Annotated in this window: 11 protein-coding genes; 4 read left to right on the forward strand and 7 right to left on the reverse strand. The window is 65.8% G+C overall.

Translation table 11 applies throughout. The features are described 5' to 3' along the window. Positions 1 to 35 precede the first annotated feature (35 nt). On the forward strand, positions 36 to 866 hold the full coding sequence (locus VN634_01495; protein HXC49533.1) for a lysophospholipase: 831 nt from the start codon (positions 36 to 38) through the stop codon (positions 864 to 866). Between the two features lie 106 nt (positions 867 to 972). Beyond that, a complete protein-coding gene (locus VN634_01500; GenBank protein ID HXC49534.1) occupies positions 973 to 1983 on the forward strand; it encodes a sulfotransferase in 1011 nt (336 codons plus the stop codon). Between the two features lie 58 nt (positions 1984 to 2041). On the opposite strand, the gene VN634_01505 is transcribed toward VN634_01500, so the two are convergent. From VN634_01505 to VN634_01525, 5 genes are all read right to left on the reverse strand, one after another. Further along, a complete protein-coding gene (locus VN634_01505) occupies positions 2042 to 3394 on the reverse strand; it encodes a Glu/Leu/Phe/Val dehydrogenase (protein ID HXC49535.1) in 1353 nt (450 codons plus the stop codon). 96 nt (positions 3395 to 3490) lie between these two features. Beyond that, positions 3491 to 4366 (reverse strand): M57 family metalloprotease, encoded by an 876-nt coding sequence (locus tag VN634_01510; GenBank protein HXC49536.1) that lies wholly within the window; start codon positions 4364 to 4366, stop codon positions 3491 to 3493. Positions 4367 to 4429: 63 nt separating this feature from the next. Next, positions 4430 to 5638, reverse strand: a complete 1209-nt coding sequence (locus VN634_01515; GenBank protein ID HXC49537.1) for a VWA domain-containing protein — start codon at positions 5636 to 5638, stop codon at positions 4430 to 4432. Positions 5639 to 5726: 88 nt separating this feature from the next. Beyond that, positions 5727 to 6608 (reverse strand): MoxR family ATPase, encoded by an 882-nt coding sequence (locus VN634_01520; protein ID HXC49538.1) that lies wholly within the window; start codon positions 6606 to 6608, stop codon positions 5727 to 5729. 44 nt (positions 6609 to 6652) lie between these two features. Then, entirely contained in the window at positions 6653 to 7816 is a 1164-nt protein-coding gene (locus VN634_01525; protein HXC49539.1) for an acyl-CoA dehydrogenase family protein, read from the reverse strand. Positions 7817 to 7923: 107 nt separating this feature from the next. Between VN634_01525 and VN634_01530 the strand changes: the two genes are divergently transcribed. Together VN634_01530 and VN634_01535 are read left to right on the forward strand one after the other, a co-directional pair. Beyond that, positions 7924 to 8412 carry a YkgJ family cysteine cluster protein gene (locus VN634_01530; protein HXC49540.1) on the forward strand — a complete coding sequence of 163 codons (489 nt, stop codon included), beginning with the start codon at positions 7924 to 7926 and terminating at the stop codon, positions 8410 to 8412. A gap of 227 nt (positions 8413 to 8639) precedes the next feature. After that, entirely contained in the window at positions 8640 to 10478 is a 1839-nt protein-coding gene (locus tag VN634_01535; GenBank protein HXC49541.1) for a hypothetical protein, read from the forward strand. 265 nt (positions 10479 to 10743) lie between these two features. Here VN634_01535 and VN634_01540 read toward each other — a convergent pair whose 3' ends face one another. Together VN634_01540 and VN634_01545 are read right to left on the reverse strand one after the other, a co-directional pair. Beyond that, positions 10744 to 13851, reverse strand: coding sequence for a hypothetical protein (locus VN634_01540; protein HXC49542.1), 3108 nt, complete (start codon positions 13849 to 13851; stop codon positions 10744 to 10746). Positions 13852 to 14101: 250 nt separating this feature from the next. Further along, positions 14102 to 16784: hypothetical protein (locus VN634_01545; GenBank protein ID HXC49543.1), on the reverse strand; the 2683-nt coding region annotated here is incomplete at its 5' end.

Consider the following 16784-nt stretch of genomic DNA (forward strand, 5'->3'; position numbering starts at 1 on the left):
CGACTCACCGCGCGACGCGGCCTATACGACGGTCCATGCCCGCACGAAGCGTCGCAACGACATCAAAACACGCGGTCCGTACGACCGAAGGGACCTTTCAGGGCGCACACGGGGTATCGATCTTCCGGCGCGCCTGGCTCCCGGAAGTCACGCCGAGGGCAGCCCTGGTACTGGCCCACGGCATGAGCGAGCACAGCGGCCGCTACGATCCGCTCGGTCGCTTCCTGGCGGCCGGCGGCGTCGCCGTCCATGCCCTCGACCACCGCGGCCACGGTCGTTCCGGCGGCGAAATGGGCACGGTCGAAGAGTTTTCGTACTTCCTCGACGATCTTTCGACGTTTCATTCGCTGGTCCGCGCCGAGCATCCGGCCGGACCGCTGGTGCTGCTCGGCCATTCGATGGGCGGCCTGATCGCGACGGCGTACGTGCTCGAGCGCAAGCCGCAGCCCGACCTGCTCATTCTTTCCGGGCCGGCCATCGTTCCGATCCTCGAAGCCGGAGATCGGCGGATCGACGCGACGCGTCTAACGCGTGATCCGAAGGAGCAGCAGGCCTATCTCGACGATCCGCTGGTGCTTCGGGAGCGGGTTCGCGAGGAGCTGTTCTACCGTCTGGCGGAAGGCATCGGACTTCTGGTCGGACGCGCGTCCGAGATCGCGCAGCCGCTGCTTCTCATCCACGGCACCGACGATCGTCTTTGCAGCGCGGAAGGCGCCGAAGCGTACGTTCGTGCTTCGAGCTCTCACGACGTCACCGTCAAGCTTTACCCGGAAGGGCGGCACGAGATGCTGAACGAGATCAACCGCGACGAGGTCATGAACGATCTCTGGCAATGGCTCGACGCGAGAATTCTGCCGGCGGAATGAGACATCGCGCCGCCCGTGCGCGTCGTCGCATCGCTGGCACCGTCGATCTTGCCGTCGATGAGCTGAATTGAACCGCTCGGCCACGACCGCTAGGCTCCGCGCTCCCATGGAAGAAAAGGTTGTCTTTGTCGTCGGGTCTCCGCGCTCGGGGTCCACGATGCTCGCGCGCATGATTTCGTCGCACTCGCTGGTGTATGGACGGCCCGAGCCGCACCTGCTGACACCGCTCGCGCACCTCGGCTACTTCGCGAACGTCGACAAGGCGCCGTACGACCATGTGCTTGCAGCCGAATCGATGAAAGAATTCGTCGCGGACCTGCCCGGCGGCGAGCAGGACTACGTCGACGCGTGCCGCGCCTATACGGACACGCTCTACCACCGCATGCTCGCGACCAGACCGAACAAGCGCTACTTCCTCGACAAGACTCCGGCCTACGCGCTGGTGCTCGACTTCATTGCGCGCATCTATCCTGACGCGAAATTCGTCGTGCTGACGCGGCATCCGCTCGCCGTGTTCAGCTCGTTCGCCGAATCGTTCTTCGACAGCGACTACCAGGTGGCTCACGCGTACAACCCGATCACCGAGCGTTACGTGCCGGCGATCGCGAAGTTCCTGCGCGAGAAAAAGGCTCCGATCCACCAGGTGATCTACGAGCAGCTGGTTGCCGATCCCGACGCGGTGATGAAGGGCGTGTTCGAGTTCCTCGGCATTCCGCACGAGGCTTCGGCGGTGGACTACGGAAAGCACGAGCACGAAGGCAAAGGGCTCGGCGATCCGATCGGAGTTGCCAAACACACGCGGCCGTCGACCGCCTCGCTTCACAAGTGGGCGGGCGAGGTCAGCGGCGATCCGGCACGCCTCGCGCTGTGCCGTCAGATCGTGGCGCGGCTCGATCCGGCCGATCTCGAGATCTGGGGACATCCGCTCGAGACGTTCTGGAAACCGCTCGACGACCTCGCCGGAAAATCCGTTGCACCGAGGCCGAAGAAGCTCGACCGCTACCGGCTCGAGCGCAAGGCCATCGTCGTGCTGCGCGGACAGGTGCAGAAGCGCGAAGCGCTGCGCAATCTTCTGAAAAGGCTGCGGCTCGGCGCGGACGTGCTGTTGCGCGAATAGTGGCGCCGGCGGCTCGCGCCGGAGCGGCGGCGAGTGTCGCGCAACTTCTGCTGCCCTGCTACGGATAGAGGCCGCGAAGCTTGCGCGCGGTCAGGATGCGCTCGCAGGCAATCGCGAACGCCGCGGTTCGCAGCTCGATATGGTGCGCGGCCGCATGCTCCCAGATCCTGCGCAGCGCATCGATCAGCACCTTGTCGAGCCGCACGTTGATCTCATCCTCGGTCCAGAAAAAGCTCGAGAAGTCCTGCACCCATTCGAAGTAGCTGACGGTTACGCCGCCGGCATTGCAGATTACGTCGGGCACGACCGTGATTCCGCGCCGTGCAAGCACCGGTTCCGCTTCGGAGAGCGTGGGGCCGTTGGCGCCTTCGAGCACGAGCCTTGCTGTGATGCGTTCGGCGCGCGCTGCGGTGATCTGCCCCTCGAGCGCTGCCGGGATCAGGATGTCGCACTCGACATCCCAGAAATCCTCCGTGACGATGACTTCGGCACCGCCGTCGTTTTCGGCGAAGGACTGGAGATTTCCGTCGCGACGGACGGCTGCCATCAGCCTGGACATGTCCATGCCGTCGGGGCTCGCAATGGTGCCGGTCTGGTCCTGCACGGCGACGATCTTTGCCCCCGCGCCGGCCATCATTTCGGCAGCAGCCGAGCCGACGTTGCCGAATCCCTGCACGGCCACGCGGGCGCCGTCGAGATCGAGCCCGATCCGGCGCGCCGCTTCGCGTCCCGTGATGAATACGCCGCGTCCGGTCGCCTTGTTGCGCCCGAGCGACCCGCCGAGATCGATGGGCTTGCCGGTGACGACGCCGGTCGCGGTCGAGTGCGTGTTCATCGAATAGGTATCCATGATCCACGCCATGACTTGCGCATTGGTGTTAACGTCGGGAGCGGGGATGTCCTGCTGCGGTCCGATGATGATGCCGATCTCGCTCGTGTAACGGCGCGTGATTCGCTCGAGCTCTTTCATCGACAGAAGCGCCGGGTCGACGCGGATTCCGCCCTTGGCTCCGCCGAACGGAAGATTGACCGCCGCGTTCTTGATCGTCATCCACGCGGCCAGCGCCATGACTTCTTCCAGCGTGACCTGCGGATGGAACCGGACGCCGCCTTTTCCCGGGCCTCGCGACAGGTTGTGCTGCACGCGGTAGCCTTCGAAATGCCGGACCGTGCCGTCGTCCATCTCGATCGGAATGTCGACGATCAGCGCGCGCTTCGGATGCCGAAGCGTCTCGACCAAGCGCGCGAGCTCTCCGAGATACGGCACTACGCGGTCGATCTGCGCGAGGTATGTGCCCCACGGACTCTGCGTGGTCGGATGGATGTACGAAAGCTCCGGCTGCACGGCGCCGGGCGCGGAGCTCGTGTTGATCTCGGGTGCGGGCGCGATGTGTTTACGCGGGGGAGTCATTGACGTTCGGTGGCCCTGGTCACGAATGTGCTCCGTGCCGCGCGCGTTGTCGAAGCGGAGGCGGTCGCATCGGTACTCGGTCGGGGAGGCAGGCGATCAGCTTCCGCAACGCTGGCCAAGGTCGCGCAGATCCTCGGCCGTAAGCCGGCTGGTGCGGCTCGAGTTGAGGCCGTACATGATCGATTCGGGGTTATCGTTGTGCATCAGCCCGATCGCATGACCGAGCTCGTGCGCGAGCACGTGGATGAGGTCGTCACTGTTCGTATACTCGTAGATGTCGATGCGCATTCCGTGCACGTCGCGCGTGAACAGCCCCTGCTTGAACTCGCGTCCGGCCGTCGTGTTGATCGCAGCGACATTCGCGTTGACGCGCTCGGCGAGAGCATTGTGCCGGCTGGAAAGCCGGTTGGCGCGCTCGGCAAGCGAGTTGACCATGAGACGATCCTGCTCGAGCTCTGCAGCTGCAGCGCTGAGCGTGTCGCGCTCCTGCACGATCGATCGGTATTCTGCCGGCGGCGCGCCGCCGCGCGCATTCCACAGATCGACAGTGCGATTGTGATCGGCGAGGCGCGCTTCGTAAGCCGACTGCTTTCTGAGGTGCGTGCTCTTCGCACGCTGATAGCGCGCGGTGGCCGCGTCGTAGCGCGCCTTGAGGCGTTCGGTCCGGCTTCCGGTGCGCTCGATGCGTCGCTTGCGGAAGCTGTTCTCCTGCGCGACGCGCTGCCGGTTGTCATAAATGAAGTTGACGACGACGTCCCCTTGCGGGTCGTACTCGAGCAGACCCCGATAAGGCGATTTTTCCCAGATGCCTTCGGCCTCGGTGAGCGCCGCGTGCACGTCCTCGGTGGAAAGCCCGAAGCGGCTGTCGACCCGGCCGATCCGATAGGTGAGGGGGCTCGTGCACGGCGGCTGCCACGTCGCCACTGCGTATCCGGCCACGAACAGCAGCGCACCGCCAAGAAATTTCTTCACCACGGAATCGATCGTAGCCCAGGCTGTGCGCGAGATCGCCCTTGCGACGTGCCCGCCTGCGGCTCAGGCGGCTTTGCTGTTGACCGCCTTGCCGACACCAACGAGCAGCTTGACGGCGTCGCCGAGCCCGTCGACCGACAGCGGGAACATCGGATACATGCGCTTGAGGATCCGCGTCGTGTGCGTGCGGTCCCAGCTTTTCTGCGGCTCCGGGTTGAGCCAGACCGCGCGGTCGAAGTGCTCGTGGATGCGCTGCATCCATTCGATGCCGGGAGTCGCCGTGGTTACGCGAGGGTCGATGCCGCCGTACGGCTCGAGCAGCTCGGCCGGATGCATGGCCGCGTCACCGACGACGATCACCTTCCAGTACGGCTCGTGCAGCCGCAGCACCTGCGTGGTTGCGACCGCCGAGTCGCGCGTCAGGCGGGCGCTCGTGTAGACATGGTCGTAGATGCAGTTGTGAAAATAGAACGACTCGAAGGCCTTGAGCCCGCGCTCCTCGTGGAGCGCCGTCAGCAGGCGGCTGACGGGCTCGAACCACGGCGACATCGTGCCGCCGACGTCCATCAGCAGCAGCACGCGCACGTCGTTGCGGCGCGGAGCGCGAAACACCATCTCGATCTCGCCGGCGTTCCTGCACGTCTCGTCGACGGTTTCGTCGATGTCGAGCTCAGTCGCGTTGCCGCGACGGGTAAGCTGACGCAGTCGCCGCAGCGCGACCTTGAGCTGGCGCACGTCGAGACGCACGTCGGTGCGATAGTCCTGGAAGTGGCGCTCTTCGGCGACCTTCATCGCCGAGCGGCTCCGCCCCGGGCCGCCGACGCGGATCCCGGTCGGATGCACACCGCCGTGGCCGTACGGCGAGCGGCCGCCGGTTCCGACCCACTTGCCGCCGCCGTCGTGCTGCTCGTCCTGCTCGGCAAGGGTTTCGAGGAAGCGTCGCATCAGCTCGTCGCCGGCCATGCGCTCGAGCTCGGCGAGCTGCTCGGGCGTAAGCTGCGGGAAGTCTTTCGCTTCCTTCAGCCATTCGAGCACTTCGTCGGTCAGCGAATCGAGGCTGCCCTCGATGCCGTGGAAGACCTTCGCGAATACGCGGTCGAACGCGTCGAAGTGGCCTTCGTGCTTGATGAGGCACGCACGCGACAGGTGATAGAACCGCTTCAGGCTCGAGCCGTGAAGGCCCTTTTCGACCGCTTCCATGAGCGTGAGCCATTCCTGCGTTCCCACCGGAACGTCGGCATCGCGAAGACCGTAGAAGAGCTCGAGGAACATAACTATTTCATCGTCGCGCTTACGCGCTCCTTGTTCATCGTCGTGCTCACGCGCTCCTTGTTCATCGTCGTGCTCACGCGCTCCTTCCTTATTGGTTGTAGCGGGGGCCGAGCTCCGACCAGTTGCTCGGGTACGTGCCGCCCTGTTTCGCGTAGCGCTTGAGTGCTTCGGAATCCTGTTCGGTCTTGAGCAGGCTGCCGATGAACGGGATGTGCTCCTCGATCTTCTCGCCCGACATGCCGGCGCGGCGCAGCGCCGCGATCCAGTCGATCAACTCGGACGTCGACGGCTTCTTGCGCAGCTCCGGCTGCTCGCGCAGCCAGTAGAACTTGATGAGGCACTGGTCGAGCAGATTGGTGTCGAGGTTCGGGTGATGCACCGCGACGATTCTCGTCATCAGGCGCACGTCGGGAAACTCGATGTAGTGGAAGATGCAGCGGCGAAGGAACGCGTCGGGCAGCTCTTTTTCGTTGTTCGACGTGATCAGCACGATCGGACGCTGGATCGCGGCGACCTCGTCGCCGGTTTCGGTAACGGTAAAGCGCATCTCGTCGAGCTCGTGCAGCAGGTCGTTCGGAAACTCGATGTCGGCCTTGTCGACTTCGTCGATCAGCAGGACCTTGCGCTCCGGCGATGCGAAGCAGCGACCGACCGGTCCCATCTTGATGTACGCGCGGATGTCGGAGACGTCGGCGCCGCCGAAACGGCTGTCGTTCAGGCGCTGGACCGTGTCGTACACATAAAGGCCTTCGGCGGCCTTCGACGTGGACTTGACGTGCCAGCTCTCCATCGCGAGGCCTAGTGCCGCGCTGATGTGTCGGGCGAGCAGCGTCTTGCCGGTACCCGGCTCGCCGCGCAGCAGCAGCGGCCGCTCGAGGGCGATCGCGCAGTTGACGGCATCGACGAGGGACTCCGACGCGATGTAGCCGTCGGTTCCGGTGAAGCGATAAAAGGGCAGGGGATCTGACATGCAAGCTCCGTGAGGATGTCCGTAATACTTCGGGAAAGTCCGCGTCAGAAGCCGAGGGTCTTCGCGATGACCTGCTTCATGACTTCATCGGCACCGGCGCCGATCGAGCTCAGGCGCGAATCGACGAACAGGCGACCAGCGGGATTGTCGGTAAGGTAGCCGGCGCCGCCGTAGAGCTGAAGGCACGTGGTGGCGACGTACTGCTGGACTTCGATGCAGAAGATCTTCGCCATCGAGACTTCGCGCACGGCGTCGTCCCCGCTCATCATCTTGCGCACGCATGCATAGCCGAGCTCGCGCGCTGCCTGGATCCTGGTCAGCATGTCGACGAACTTGAACTGGTTGACCTGGAACTTGCTGAGCGGCTTGCCGAACACGATGCGCTGCTCGCAGTAGGCCTTGGTCTTGTTCCAGCAGTCCATCGCTCCTGCCGACGACGCCAGCACGGCGATCAGGCGCTCGTCGATGAACTGCACCATCTGCTGCTGGAAGCCGCGGCCCGGGTCGCCGATCGTGTTGGCGACCGGCACGCGCACGTCCTCGAGATAGATCGCGCCGGTATCCGAGCCCCAGTTGCCGATCTTGTCGAGCAGCGTGTACGTGACGCCCGGCGACTTGGTCGGGACGATGATCTGCGTGAAGCCGCCGTAGCCGGCGTCGGGGTCCGTCACGGCAAGCAGGCAGAAAAAGTCGGCCGTCGAAGCGTTCGTGATGAACATCTTCTGGCCGTTGATGACCCAGTCGTCGCCGTCGCGAACCGCCCGCGTCTTGATTGCGGACACGTCCGATCCCGCTCCCGGCTCGGTGACGCCGATCGCGCCGACGAGCTCACCCTTGATCGCGGGGACCAGAAACTGCTCGCGCAGCTCGTCAGAGCCGAAACGGTGCAGCGCCGGCGTCGACATGTCGGTCTGCACGAAGATTCCCATCGCGACGCCCGCGTTGTCGCAGCAGCCGAGCTCTTCGGCGAGAATCGCCGTGTAGCTCCAGTCGAGACCGAGGCCGCCGAAGCGCGGATCGTAGCGGATGCCGAGCATCCCGAGTTTTCCCATCTCCGGATAGAGCGCCTTGTCGAAGTGCCCCATCTCGTCGAACTCGCGCGAGCGCGGGACGATTTTGTCCTGGACGAACTTGCGGATGGTGTTGCGGAACTGCCGGTGCTCCGGCGTTGCGAACAGGTCGTGCTCGGGGAAGACGGTTTCGAACATAGAAAGGGTTAGCTACGCGAGAGGGCGGGGCTTGGCAAAGCGGGGCGAGGCCGCCCGGATCGACGGATCCCAGGCTTCGATCGGAAGACCCGCCGCACCCCGGCGGCTTGCGCAGGGCCATCGTCCCGACCATCGTGCGCGCTCCCGTCGTCATGGAGCCCGTCCGCAAAGAGCCGTCCGCCGAGCGCGGCCTTCGATTCGAGTGCACGCAGTGCGGCAAGTGCTGCTGGACTCGCGGCGAATACTCCCACGTCTACCTCACCGCCGATGACCTTGCGGCGCTGGCCGCTGCGCTCGGCATCGACGTCGCCGAGGCCAGGAAGCGCTACACGTTCCGCGACGAAAACGGATGGACCGAGCTCGATTTCGAGGGCGGCCGCTGCGTGATGCTCGACGCCGAGACGAACCTCTGCACGGTCTACGAGTCGAGGCCGACGCAGTGCCGCACTTTTCCGTTCTGGCCCGAGCTGATCCGCCGCGGAGCCTGGACCGGCGAGGCCAAACGGATCTGCGAGGGCGTCGGCAACGGCCGGGTCGTCCCGAAGGACGAAGTAGCGTCGCGGCTCGCGGCGCAGCGCAAAGCCGACGAATCCTGACGGCCGCGTCGCTCAATCCTTCCGACTGGCCATATCGCTGAATCGCGCAGCCGGCCGTCACGTGGAGCGATTCACTTGATGCGGCCGCACTGCGCGTGCTACGACCACTGGCGGGTTCGATAAGGACAGGCCGCGCGCCTTCCGATACGGATCATGAAGCGGGATGGGGACCTCCCGCGAATTCGCTCCTTCGTGAACACGACTCAACGAGCGGAGCAGGGGGAAGCATGAAAAATCGAGTTGTCTGGATGGCAGCGCTGTGCGCGCTGGCGGTTCTGCATGGCATGTCCGCGAGCGCTGCGGTCGGATGCGGCGATGGAGTGCTGAGCGGCGGCGAAGAGTGCGACGGCGGTCCGGTTGGATTTTTCGTCGACGGTGATCCTGCCGCGGCCACGTGCACGACGGGAAGTCGCTGCTACTTCCGCAACACGTGCTGCAAGTTCAACTGCCAGTACGTGGGTACGCCGGGAGTGCCGTGCCAGGACGGCGACAACTGCAGCGGACCGGACGCGTGCAACCAGGTCGGCCAGTGCATCGGCGGCCCCGCAGCGGCAAACGATACTCCATGTGACGACGGCCTCTTCTGCACCGGAACCGAGTCGTGCCAGAACGGCGTCTGTACGTCGTCGAGCGGCGATCCGTGTCCGGGGACCGCGTGCAACCACTGCCAGGAAGATACCGACACGTGCGTGGACAGCGCCGGTTCCGCATGCAGCGACGGAAGCGTGTGCGTGACCGGCGGTACCTGCGACGGCGCCGGCGCATGCGTAGGCGGCACGTTCAATGCGGGGCCATGCGACGACGGCCTCTACTGCAACGGCGCCGACACCTGTCTTGCAGGCGCGTGCGCGGTGCACAGCGGCGATCCGTGCGCGGGCCCGGACGGCGATGCCAATTGCCTTGAAAGCTGCAACGAATCGACCGACCTCTGCAACGCTGCCGACCTGGACGGATCGGCATGCGACGACGGACTGTTCTGCAACGGCGCGGCGGACACGTGCACGTCGGGCATCTGCTCCGGCACGGGAACGCTCGCGTGCGACGACGGCAACAGCTGCACCACCGAATCGTGCAACGAGCTGCTCGACAGCTGTACGCCGCTCGGTACGTTTCCCGACGGCACCGGCTGCGACGACGGAGACGCGTGCACGCGCGGTGACATCTGCTCGGCCGGCGCCTGCATCGGAACCGACACGGCACTGGCCGATCTGTGCCCGTGGACGGTCGTGATCGCCGAGCAGGAACGCAAGGATCTCATCCGTTCGTACTTCAAGACCAACGTGACCGGCGACGTGTGCGGCGGAACCATCAAGTTCTACAGCGAGACGCACGTGACGGGCGACGTGGTTGCCGACGAAGCCCAAGGAACGAGGCAGGTTCAGCTCGCGTCGGACGTCCTCATCGACGACGACATCGTCTCGGCCGGCGCCGGTGCTGCGGCCAATCCGACGATCGGCTACCTGCCGTATCTCGACCCGCCGCAGCAGACGCTGGCGCCGCTGTCACTCACCGCAAAACAGGGCGGATCCGGTTCGTACGACTTGACGGGGAATCATCCGCTCGTCGTCGAGTGCCAGGCCGCGCGCACCGCGTACCCGTTCTACGCGGGCGATCTCGACGGGCTCGCCTCGACGCAGACCCATGGCCGCATCGACATGGGCCCGCTCGACACACTCTCCGTCACCGCAGCTCAGCCGGGAAGCCTCAACGTCATCGACGTCGACGGCTCGATCAAGGTCGGATCCGGCGGCGTGCTCACGCTCGACGGCGGCGGCAGCGCCGACACAGTGGTCGTGCTCCGCGTGAGCGGCCGACTCAAGCTCTACGTATCGTCCGCGCTCGAGCTCGGCGGCGGCCTGACCCCGCAGCACACGCTGATCTACGTGAAGGGCAAGAAGTGCCTGCTCAACACCCAGTCGATCGGAGCCGGCACTCTGTTCGCATCCGCAGGCCGCGTGATCGCAAAGCAAGGCGCCGCATGGGTCGGCGCTGTCTACGGCGCCGGAACACTTCTTTCCACCGGTCAGGAATCCTCGTTTTATTACGCTCCGTTCCAGGGATTCTGAACGGAACATTCACGTGGTGACGTTCGGCTCGCGCGATGCGCCGGGCGTAACAGAGACGTCCGGCCGTGCACGCCGTCTACGAGCGACGAGAGCTCACGGGATACGAGCCGGGCGTCGAGAAGGGCCCAGATGCGAGGCGGAGCCCGCGAGAGCGAGCGAGGCGTACTTCCCGTACGTTGAGCGAGCGAAGCGGCGACAACGAAGCAGATGGGCCCTTATCGACGTCCGGCCCACCGCTCGAGCCGGACGTCACGCCGTCGTTACCTTAAAAGCCCTTGAACGCCTTGTGCTTGAAGTCGACGTGGCGTCGGACGCGCACTTCTTTGGTGCCGCCCAGTGCGGTGCCTTCCCAGGTCGTGCCGAAGCCGAAGAAGAACTTCCTCGCCACCGGGCAGAACCATGTGCCGCTGCCGGTTACGCGTGCGGCGACCTTGCAACGGTTTCCGCGACCGTAGAACAGCACGTTCTCAGGCAGCAGGCCGTCGAGCACAATGTGGCTGGCGTAGCCGATCCTGAGATCGCCGAGTGAGCGGATGACCAGCACGTCGTCGGCATCGCCGTGGAGCGTTACCGTGGCCTGGCCGCCGATCTTGAAGGACGTGTATTCGAGCACCGTCAGGCCGCTGGCATCGAGCTGAAGTGCGCCGGCGTGCTTCAGCTTGAGCTTTCCGAGTGACGTCGTCGCCGGCAGCGCGTCGAGAAGCGTTGCGGCGTCGCCGAGGATGTCCTGGTCGTCCTTGCAGACATCGACCAGGTCGTGCGTTCCGGTCGTGTCGACGAACGTGCCCGTCGGCAGCAGCAGGTCGGTGAGACGCTCGACGAGCATGCCGCTCCCGATCGTTCCGAATCCGGTCCCGGGAACTGTCTGGTACGCCCCTGCTTTTACCGTGGACTGGCCGGTGACGATGTCTCCGGCGGCATCACCATTGGTCCCGAACTTGATGCCGACGCCTTTGTGTCCCTCGCCCATGCCGGAGGTCGCGACGAGATCGCCGGTCGCCAGTCCCCGCGTGCGGAAACTGTAGAAGCCGCAGACGCTGCCGTCGAGCAGCGAGGAAGCATCGTAGCGGGCGCCGGTTGTCGTCACGGTGCCGGATACCTGGCTCGGTCCGACTCCGGCGAGCACGATCCATCGGCACGACGGCGACAGCGTAATGTCTTCGCCTTCGCACACGCCGTCCTCGCAGACGCCGGATCCGGAGATGATGCAGTCCTTGTCGCAAGGGTTGCCGTCGGTATCGAGGCAGTTACGGTTTTCCTCGCTGCAGACGTTCTGGCACTGCGGGCCGTCGGCGCACGGATCGCCGTCGTGCGTGCAGGTGCCGTCCGCGCAGTTGTCGTCGCCGTCGCAGAACAGGCCGTCGTCACATGGCAGGGTATTCGGAGTGTGTGCGCAGACGCCGCTGCCGTCGCAGTGATCGTCGGTGCAGATGTTGTCGTCGGACGTGCACGCGACGCTGACGTCTTCGTTGCACGTATTGGCTGCTTCGTTGCAATTGTCGGCGCACTCGTCGCCCTCGGCGCACGGGTTGCCGTCGTGCGTGCAGGTTCCCTCGACACAGACGTCATCTCCCGTGCAGAACAGGCCATCGTCGCACGGATCCTCGTTGTCGGTGTGGAGGCACTGGCCGGCTGCGTCGCAGACGTCGTCGGTGCAGACGTTGTCGTCGCTCGTGCACGGTGCATCGGCAGGTTTGTAGCCGTCTCCCGGGCAGGGACCGCCCTCGCCGTCGCACGTCTCTGCGACGTCGCACTCGCCGGCAGCCGGCCGGCAGATCGCCGTCGAGGGCGACAGCAGGTCGAGCGGGCACGAGGCGTCCGAACCGTTGCAGGTTTCCGCGGCATCGCAGATCCCGGTCGAGCCTCGACAGACGGTCGACGTGCTTTCCAGCGTGTCCGCCGGACACGCGGCGCCTGCGCCGCTGCATCTTTCGATGATGTCGCAGACTCCGCCCGACGCGCGGCACGTGGCGGCCGACGAAACGAACGCGTCGTCGGGACAGCCGGTACCCGTACCGTCGCAGCGCTCGTCGATGTCGCAGACGCCGGCCGCGATTCGGCAGATGGTGGCCGTGCCGGCCACCGCGTCGGAAGGGCAAGCGCCGCTGCTTCCCGTGCAGCGTTCGGCGAGATCGCAGACGCCGGTCGTGTCGCGGCAGATGGTCACCGACGAGACGAACGCCTGCGTCGGACAGTCGGCGGACGTGCCGGTGCAGTTTTCGGCGACATCACACACACCGCTGGAGCCGCGGCAGGTCGTCGTGCTCAGACGGAATGCGTTGGACGGACAGGCGGCGGACGTGCCGGTGCAACGCTCGGCCGTATCGCAGATGCCCGCCGACGTGCGGCACGCGTTTGCCGTCGACAGGAATGCATCCGTTGGACACGACGCCGTGGACCCGGTGCAGACTTCGCGCACGTCGCAGACCCCGGCGCTCGCGCGGCATGTCGTACCGGCTGCTACGAAGCAGTTGTCGAGGTCCTCGTTGCAGGCATTGCCGCAGACGCCGCCTCCAGCGCACGGATTGCCGGCGTGCGTGCAGACCCCGCCCGAACACGTGTCGGGCCCGTTGCAGAACACGCCGTCGCCGCACGGCACCGTGTTGTTGTCATGGCTGCAGCCGAACAGGTCGCCGAGACCGGATTGCAGGCTGTTGCAGACTTCCGTGGTGCAGAGGTTCCCGTCGTCGTCGCAGTCCGCGGCCGAACGGCAATGTGGTACGGCGAGGTCGGTTTCGATCTGCGCGCACTGGCATTTCGAGCCGGTGCCGGGAACCGCCTGGCTCGAGTTGTTGCAGGTCGTGTTCGCGTTCTGGTCGTAGCTCGCGCAGATCGCGAGATCATAGAAGCCGTCGTGATTGGAATCCCGGCAGGTCGCGACGATACCGGTCATGCCGACCGCGATCGTCGTCTTCGGGTAGTCTCCGCAGTTGTCCCCGTCGAGGTCGGGAAGCGTGCAGATGCCTCCGCCGGTGCAGTCGGCGTTGGTGTTGCATGTCGTCGCATTGTTCGAACATTCGCGACGGTCGGGGTCGATGATGCCGACGGTGCAATTGCCGGTCAGGGCCTGCGCGCTGTCGAACCCGACGTAGAAACCAAGATCGTAGCGCGCCGTTGTGCCGGCAGCGACGTTGACCTCGCCGTCGAAGGTCATGGTATCGCCGAGCCCCGTGCACGACTCGTTGAGCGACGTCAGGTGGAACGACGCCACACCGAGATCGTTTGCGACGCAGTTCAAACTCGGGTTGCCGGACGCCGTCGCCATGCATGGGCTGAACGCGGCGTGCGAGACGGCCGGCAGGCCGCACAGCACAGAGGCAATCCACACGGCTCCGCCGAGCGCGCGCGCGCAATGTCTTCTGATCGAATTCATGAGCTCCCCTCCGCTCGTTCAGCGTCCCCCGACGAGCGTCTTGTTCCCCGGCCTGACCTGACCCCTGAGGCGCAGGCGACAAAGATTCCGTCCCCGGTTTTCCCTGCCAGTCCTGCTACTTGCGACACTCTACCCGCACTCGCAAGGGAAATCCGCACTCGCTCCGCGCGTCTGCTGCCGCCGCTCATAAAAAAACGCCGCAGACGGCGAACCGTCTGCGGCGTTTTTGTCTACGTCTTTCGACTCGGGCTCAGAGACCGGAGAACGGCGCGTACGACAGCTGTGCGCGCCGGCGGATACGGACGTCCTTGACGCCTCCCAGCCACGTACCGGTCCACTCCGCTCCGGTACCGATCTGGAACTTGCGGGCGGCCGGACAGAACCATGTGCCTGCTCCGATCACCTGGCGGCCCGTCTTGCAGCGGCGACCCTTTCCGTAGAACAGCACGTTCTCCGGAACGATGCCGCCGCTCAGCGAGATGTTGGCGCCCTTGCCGATCTTGATGTCGCCGGCCGAGCGGATGATCAGCACGTCCATCGGACCACCGACCAGACGGATCTGCGCACGGCCGCTGATCTTGACTGACGTGTAGCTGAACACGCCCGTTCCCATCCCGGTGGCATCGATCGTCGCAAGGCCGCCCGGTTTCACCCGGTACTTGGTCCCGCTGACATCGGCCGGAAGGGCGTCGATCAGAGGTACCGCGTTCGCGAGCTTGTCCTGGTCGTCGTCACAGACGTCCACGAGCGGGTGCTCGCTGGTCGTGTCGATGTAGGTTCCGGTGCCCTGCAGATCGGCGTCGAGCTTCTCGACGATCTGGCCGAACAGGATCTGCTTGAGCTCCGTGCCCGGGATGTTGCCGACCTGGCCGACGCGCACGCCGGCGCCGCCGGTGGCAATGTCGCCGAGGACATCGGCTCCGACGCTGAACTTGATGGCGAAGCCCTTGACGCCCTGGCCGACGCCCGCGGTAACGACGTAGTGCCCACTGACCACGCCGCGTGAACGCTTGCTGAAGAAGCCGCACACGCTGCCGTCCGCCAGCGATCCGGCGTCGTTGCGAATGCCGGTGGTCTTGACGGTGTTGCCCTCGGAAACCGGACCGACGCCGCCGATCACGATCCAGCGGCAGGTCGGCGACAGCAGCGACTCGACGCCCTCGCACTGGCCGTCCGTGCAGGTGCCCTCGGTGCAGGCGTCGCTGCAGTCCAGCCCGTCGGTATCGTTGCAGTCGTTCGCCAGCTCGTCGCAGACGCTCGAGCAGATCGGATTGCCCGTGCACGGGTCGCCCAGGTGACTGCTGCAGGTCCCGGCCGCACAGATGTCCGGGCCGTTGCAGAACGTTCCGTCGTCGCACGGCGCGGTGTTGGCGGTATGCGCGCAGGTGCCGGTACCGGAGCAGTGGTCATCGGTGCAGTCGTTGACGTCGTCGGTGCACGGCGTGTTGCTGTCGGAGAAACACGTGTCCGCGTCTTCGTCGCACGTATCGGCGCACTCGCCGCCGGCCAGGCATGGGTCGCCGGCATGCGTGCAGGTGCCGCTCGCGCAGACGTCGGTTCCGTTGCAGAACGTTGCGTCGTCGCACGGAGCGGTGTTGTTCGTGTGGCCGCACGTCCCGCTGCCGTCGCAGAGGTCGTCGGTGCAGACGTTCGAGTCGCTCGCACAAGGAGTCGACGAGCTGGCGAATGCATCCGCGGGGCACGTGGCCGCGCCGCTGCAGACTTCGGCAACGTCGCAGACGCTGCCGGCGGCGCGACAGGTCGTCGCGCTCGACGCGAAGCCGTCGGCCGGACACGAAGCGGACGCACCGCTGCAGGTCTCGGCCACGTCACAGATTCCTGCCGATCCGCGGCAGGTATTTCCGGACGTGAACGAATCGGCCGGGCAGCTCGCCGACGCGCCGGTGCAGTTCTCCGCGACGTCGCAGACGCCCGCCACAGAGCGGCAGACCGTCGCTCCGCTCGCGAAGCAGTTGTCGGGGCCTTCGTTGCATGTGCTGCCGCAGATTCCGCCGCCGATGCATGGGTCGCCGGCGTGGCTGCTGCACGTTCCGCCTGCGCAGGTGTCCGGCCCGTTGCAGAACAGGCCGTCGCTGCACGGCGCGGTATTGTTGTTGTGCACGCAGGTTCCGGCGCCGTTGCACTCGTCGTCGGTGCAGACGTTGCCGTCGGTCGTGCATGCCGACCCGAGGTCGTCGTTACAGGTATCGGCCGCCTCGTTGCACGAGTCCTGGCAGACGCTGCCGCCGGTGCACGGGTCGCCCGAATGCTGGCTGCAGGTACCGCCGCCGCAGATGTCGGTGCCGTTGCAGAACAGGCCATCGTCGCAGACGTTGCCGTCGCCGCCGTCGCACGCGTTGGTGGCCTCGTTGCAGGCGCCCGCGCAAGTGCCGATGCCGCCGGCGCATGGGTCACCGGGATGGACGGTGCACGATCCGGCCAGGCACGTGTCGGGGCCGTTGCAGAACGTTCCGTCGTCGCACGGACCGGTGTTGTTCGTATGCGCGCAGGTTCCGGTGCCGTTGCAGAAGTCGTCGGTGCAGACGTTGCCGTCGGTCGAGCACGGAGTCGAATTGCTCGCCTTGCCATCCGCGGGACACGTGGCCGAGCCGCTGCAGACTTCGGCGGCATCGCACTCGTCCGTTGCCGCGCGGCACGTGATCGCACCCGCGAATCCGTCGGCCGGGCACGAGGCCGACGCGCCGCTGCAGGTCTCGGCCACGTCACAGACGCCGTTCGCTGCGCGGCAGGTATTGCCGGACGAGAACGAATCGGCCGGACAGGTCGTAGAGGCTCCGGTGCAGTTTTCCGCGACGTCGCAGACGCCCGCGGAAGAGCGGCAGACGGTCGCTGCGCTCGCGAAGCAGTCGTCGGTCGACTCGTTGCATGTGCTGCCGCAGATTCCGCCGCCGGTGCACGGGTCGCCCGCGTGC

This window comes from Candidatus Limnocylindrales bacterium, from assembly GCA_035571835.1.
GTDB lineage: Bacteria > Desulfobacterota > Binatia > UBA1149 > CAITLU01 > DATNBU01.

What these genes read in the sequence shown, in the direction of transcription:
- VN634_01540 (HXC49542.1), bottom strand. Translation starts at nt 13,851, where the DNA reads ATGAATTCGATCAGAAGACATTGCGCGCGCGCGCTCGGCGGAGCCGTG.
- VN634_01520 (HXC49538.1), bottom strand. Translation starts at nt 6,608, where the DNA reads ATGTCAGATCCCCTGCCCTTTTATCGCTTCACCGGAACCGACGGCTAC.
- VN634_01515 (HXC49537.1), bottom strand. Translation starts at nt 5,638, where the DNA reads ATGTTCCTCGAGCTCTTCTACGGTCTTCGCGATGCCGACGTTCCGGTG.
- VN634_01505 (HXC49535.1), bottom strand. Translation starts at nt 3,394, where the DNA reads ATGACTCCCCCGCGTAAACACATCGCGCCCGCACCCGAGATCAACACG.
- VN634_01495 (HXC49533.1), top strand. Translation starts at nt 36, where the DNA reads ATGCCCGCACGAAGCGTCGCAACGACATCAAAACACGCGGTCCGTACG.
- VN634_01525 (HXC49539.1), bottom strand. Translation starts at nt 7,816, where the DNA reads ATGTTCGAAACCGTCTTCCCCGAGCACGACCTGTTCGCAACGCCGGAG.
- VN634_01535 (HXC49541.1), top strand. Translation starts at nt 8,640, where the DNA reads ATGAAAAATCGAGTTGTCTGGATGGCAGCGCTGTGCGCGCTGGCGGTT.
- VN634_01500 (HXC49534.1), top strand. Translation starts at nt 973, where the DNA reads ATGGAAGAAAAGGTTGTCTTTGTCGTCGGGTCTCCGCGCTCGGGGTCC.